The sequence below is a fragment of the Rhizobium sp. CF122 genome (assembly GCF_000282035.1).
Taxonomy (GTDB): Bacteria; Pseudomonadota; Alphaproteobacteria; order Rhizobiales; family Rhizobiaceae; genus Rhizobium.
In genome coordinates this window covers 1-507 of sequence record NZ_AKKA01000117.1, presented here as the reverse complement: position 1 = coordinate 507, position 507 = coordinate 1, and the positions used below count along the sequence as shown (strand labels likewise).

Below are 507 nucleotides of genomic sequence, written 5' to 3'. Positions count from 1 at the left end.
ACGGATTCGGACGGCGACACGGCGTCGAACACCTTCACGGTCAATGTCGTCGACGATCAGCCGGTCATCGGCAAGCCGGAGTCGGAATCCGTCAACGAAGACGACCTGCCGCACGGCAACGACATGGGCTTGCCGGAATCGACGGTCCAGCATGGAGACCTGAATATCTCCTGGGGCGCGGACAACAACAACGGCGGCATTGCCGACCGTTCGGTGGCCTTCGCGTCCGGCTTGACAGCACCGGAAGGTCTGAGTTCGAACGGCAAGCCGATCACCTACTCCTTCAACGAAGATCACACGGAACTGACGGCGAAGTCGTCCGACGGTCGCGTCGTGTTCACCGTGACCTTGTCTGATCAGAGCAGCGGCGGCTATGTCTTCGCGCTGAAGGACAACATCGACCACGCGCCGAACAGCGACAGCCTGAAGCTGAACTTCGGCTTCACGGCGACGGATTCGGACGGCGACACGGCGTCGAACACTTTCACGGTCAATGTCGTCGACGAT

1 protein-coding gene is annotated in these 507 nt (G+C 60.7%); it reads left to right on the top strand.

The window, feature by feature from the left end; genetic code table 11:
• On the top strand, positions 1–507 hold a 507-nt coding region (locus PMI09_RS27055), incomplete at both ends, for a T1SS-143 repeat domain-containing protein (RefSeq protein ID WP_007801887.1).